3 protein-coding genes and 1 pseudogene are annotated in these 3882 nt (G+C 65.3%); 3 read left to right on the forward strand and 1 reads right to left on the reverse strand.

What is annotated here, in order from left to right; genetic code table 11:
• Positions 1-144: pseudogene (locus AS156_RS45145) on the forward strand (efflux transporter periplasmic adaptor subunit); the annotation flags it as partial.
• Between the two features lie 336 nt (positions 145-480).
• On the opposite strand, the gene AS156_RS30985 reads toward AS156_RS45145, so the two are convergent.
• Positions 481-1323, reverse strand: coding sequence for a caspase family protein (locus AS156_RS30985; protein ID WP_066512873.1), 843 nt, complete (start codon positions 1321-1323; stop codon positions 481-483).
• A 358-nt stretch (positions 1324-1681) separates the two neighbouring features.
• Between AS156_RS30985 and AS156_RS30990 the strand changes: the two genes are divergently transcribed.
• Together AS156_RS30990 and AS156_RS45150 are read left to right on the forward strand one after the other, a co-directional pair.
• Complete coding sequence (locus AS156_RS30990) at positions 1682-3409, forward strand: hypothetical protein (RefSeq protein WP_066512874.1); 1728 nt, start codon at positions 1682-1684, stop codon at positions 3407-3409.
• 117 nt (positions 3410-3526) lie between these two features.
• On the forward strand, positions 3527-3882 hold a 356-nt coding region (locus tag AS156_RS45150; protein WP_245313149.1), incomplete at its 3' end, for a thermonuclease family protein.

Consider the following 3882-nt stretch of genomic DNA (forward strand, 5'->3'; position numbering starts at 1 on the left):
GTCGAGACCGGGCTGATGTCGGCCGGGCAGGTCGAGATCCGCGACGGCATCCAGGAGGGCGACATCGTCGTCGCCCGCGCCGGCGCGCTGCTGCGCGAGGGCGATCCGGTGCGGCCGGTGGGCGGGAATGCGGATGCAAAGTGAAGGGGACCGCTGTTTCAGCACACGACGTGAGGCGAGCACGCTGGTCAGGCTCCCTCTTCCCTTGTGGGAGAGGGCTGGGGTGAGGCGTTTCCCTCCGCACGGCATGCTGCGCGGATAGACCGCAACCCCTCACCCGGATTGCATCTGACGATGCAATCCGGCCTCTCCCACATCCGCCTTCGCTATGGCTTCGGCGGACAAGAGAGGAGAGGCGAAGGTGGAGCAAGCGGCGATGGACGCAATCCGTCATTGCCGGGCTTGACCCGGCAATCCACCGAAACCGATGATTTTCTGAAGATGGCTGCGCGGGTCATGCCCGCGCATGACGCGCCAACGTCAGCCGCCGAGCTTGATGTCTTCCAAGAGCGACGACGACACCTGCGGCACCTGCTCGCCTTCGCTCGCACGCGACACGGCGACGCGGGTCTTGTTGAAGGCGCTTTCGGCGCCGGCCTGGGCGTTGATGTTGTTCAACAGCTCCGACACCAGCACGCTGTTCGGCGACGTGGAATCGTCGGCGACCTTGCCTGCCGTCGCCGAGGTCAGCACCAGCGTGTTTTCCGGCGGGCTGATCGGGGCGAGACCATGGGAGTAGGAGCGGAAGCGGCGCTCGTAAGGATTGCGCCTGGAGGCATCGAGCACGACGAGCTTGGCCTTGGCGCCCTGCTCCTTCATCACGTCGAGCACGGACTCGACGCTGACGCCGGTGCGCTTCACGTCGGATTCCTTCCAGATCGTGGCATCGACCGGGATCATGTAGCTCTCGCGGCCGACCTGCACGCCGTAGCCGCCGAAGAACAGCATCACGACGGTGTCGGGTCGGATCTTCGCCTTCATCCGCTCGACCGCGCGGACCATGTCGTCGCGGGTTGCATCCTCGACGACGTCGACGTCGAAGCCGTCGTGGCGCAGCGCGGCCGACAGCGTGCGGGCATCGTTGATCGGCTGGGCCAGCGGCGCGGCGGCGTCCGGGTAATGGCCGTTCCCGATGATCAGCGCGACGCGGGGGGCGCCGGTGTTGATGGCGCCGGTGACCTGCTGGGTGGTCATCGCCTTGGCGGCGTCGAGCGAACGCTTGTTCAGCGCGGCATGGGCGCCGATCGCCAGCGAGACCGTGCCTGATAGCGCCACGGCGACCGCAATGGTGCGGCGGGAAATGCGAAGCTGCCTGAGGTTCATAGCGTTCTTAATCCCAATCATTATCCCAAGGCGCTCAACATGGCCGCGCCAGTTAGTCGCGTTTGATCCGGTCAGGTTTAATGGGGCTAACGTGTGTGCCGGGTGAGTTGTTCTCTATTTGCGGCATCGCAACAAACAAACCATTAACCCGGCGGGCCGCTCGGGGCAACCGGATTTGGCGCATGGGTCCAGTCGGGTGCGGCCCTTGACCTGGATGGCATGCCGTTATGTGACTTCTGTCACATTTGTGTTTTGTACGGATTCATGTAGCTTTCCAATAGCTTGTGGGATTCTAGGACGGAATGAGGAACAATCGTCGGGGCTGACCGCGTTAACCGGTTCCAGCAGAAAGAGATTCATGGGCTTTCATGGGATCGCGAAGGCGGTGTGCCGGGCGCTGACGGTGAGGCAAGACGGCCCGTCGCTGTACGACGTTTGCGACCCCCTGCTGCTGAAATATCAGGGCGGCGATCCCCATCTCGGAAAATTCTACCGGACCGCGCTCGGCAATCCGGCGCTGCGCCCGCTGCTTCGCCGCACCGGCCTGCCTGCGCTGAAGGATGCTGAGCGCCTCACCCGGCTGCGCGCGGCGCTGACCGCCGCCCGCGACGATGCGGCGCCGGACTGGACCGCGATCGGCACTCCGGTCGCCGAGCTGATGGACGACATCGATGTCCGCCACCCGCAGCCGCCGGCCGCGAAAGTCACAGCGCGCGCGCCTGCGATGGCCGACATCGACCGGGCGATCCGTGTCTGCGGCGCGCATCTGCTGCGCTCGTTTGCGAGGAATGGCTTTATCCCGACCTATGCCGCGTTCAACCTGCTCGGCGACGCCGACATCAGCGGGCGCGAGATGCTGATGGCGCTGACCGGCCTGAACGCGCGCGGCTACAAGAACTCGACGCTGCTGTTCGCTCTTGCGCGCATCTTCATCGCGCATTCGCCGGCGCGCGCGCTGATCAACCCGCCGTGGCGCGGCATTGCCGAGCCGATGTGGGAGCCGGTGCAGATCCGCCATCGCTCCGCCTATTACGACGCGTTCTTCACCGAGGCGCTGCTCGGCTTCGTCGAGACCGGGCTCGCGTCATCGGACCAGGCCGGCGCGGCACGGCGCGCGATTTCTGACATGGTGGAGTTCTGCCTGAAAACCAGCGCCGAGGAGGTGCCGTCGCATGACGGCTCGACCGTGAACGTGATCACGGCGCTGGCGCCCGGGCCGCATCCGCGCTTCTCGCGCTTCTTTGCCCAGATCAAGCAGGATCTCGGCTTCGGCATCTACGTGCCCGACTGCGACACCACGGCATGCGCGTTCTCCGCCGCCACGCAGGCGGGAGCCGACGATCCGATCCTCGACCAGCCGCTGGTGGATTTCTACCGCGGCTACCAGGTGCGCGCAGGCGCCAACGAGCCGCGTGTCACCGTGCCGCTCAACGATCACATCGACTATGAGGGCGGCGTCGTCACCTGGATCGACAATCTCAACGGCGACCGGCCCTATGGCAACGACCTCGACCCGACGTTGAACCTCGACATCCTCGAGGTCTCGTTCCGCAACCTCAAGCGCTGGAAGATCATCGAGACGCCGCAGCGGCTTCAGACCGTGCATCGGATCATCGCGTTCCAGAGGCGATTGGTCGAAAGCGGCGCGTTCAAAAATCCGCGCTCGCATATCTATTATCTGCCCGAGCTCTATTCGGCCTATTTCGGCCGCTGCTACGCCGCCTTCGTCGCGTTGCCGCTCGCGGCCCAGCGCATCATCGACCCCGGCAACGTGTTCGCGCTGATCCGCGCCCGCGTGCTCGGCTACGTCAAGGACGAGCTGATCGCCCATGAGATGAACCCGTTCGACGCCGCGCTCGCGCTGATGGCGCTGGCGCATCTGAACGCCGAGATCGCAACCTTCACGCCGGCGCTGCATTGCATCGTGCAAAACCTTGGCGAAGGCGGCCGCCGCGGACCCTACAAGGCCTATGAGTGGAACAAGATGAAGACGCCGACGCGCATCCTGGTCGGCGGCCCGGAGGTGACGTCGGCCTTCGCGCTGATGAGCCTGGCATTGGCGCGACGACGAATGGCTCATTCATAGGGGAATGACGCGAAGTTGAAACCGGCAGCAACACAACGCCACTGGCACTGCTGCCCAATTGCCCGCACAATTCATGGGCACTGACACATGAACGCCATGCCTTCGCCGGGATTGCCGATGCTCAAGACGCTGCTCATCGCTGGCCTGCTCTCGTCGCTGCCTACATTGGCGTTCGCCGCCGACATCACCGGCGTGCCGAAGATCCGCGATGGCGACCAGGTCCAGATCGGCAGCGTCCACATCCGGCTCGGCGGCATCGACGCACCGTCGACCGACCAGCTCTGCCTCAACACCAAGGGCGAGCGCTGGACCTGCGGCGTCGCCGCGCGCGACGCACTCATCAAGCACGCCAGCAACAAGAGCTGGACCTGCCACGCCCGCTCGGTCGATCGCCGCGGCCGCACCATCGCGCGCTGCGATGTCGACGGCGAGGACATCCAGAAATGGCTGGTCAGCAGCGGCTGGGCGCTGGC

Source organism: Bradyrhizobium macuxiense (assembly GCF_001542415.1).
Lineage (GTDB): Bacteria > Pseudomonadota > Alphaproteobacteria > Rhizobiales > Xanthobacteraceae > Bradyrhizobium > Bradyrhizobium macuxiense.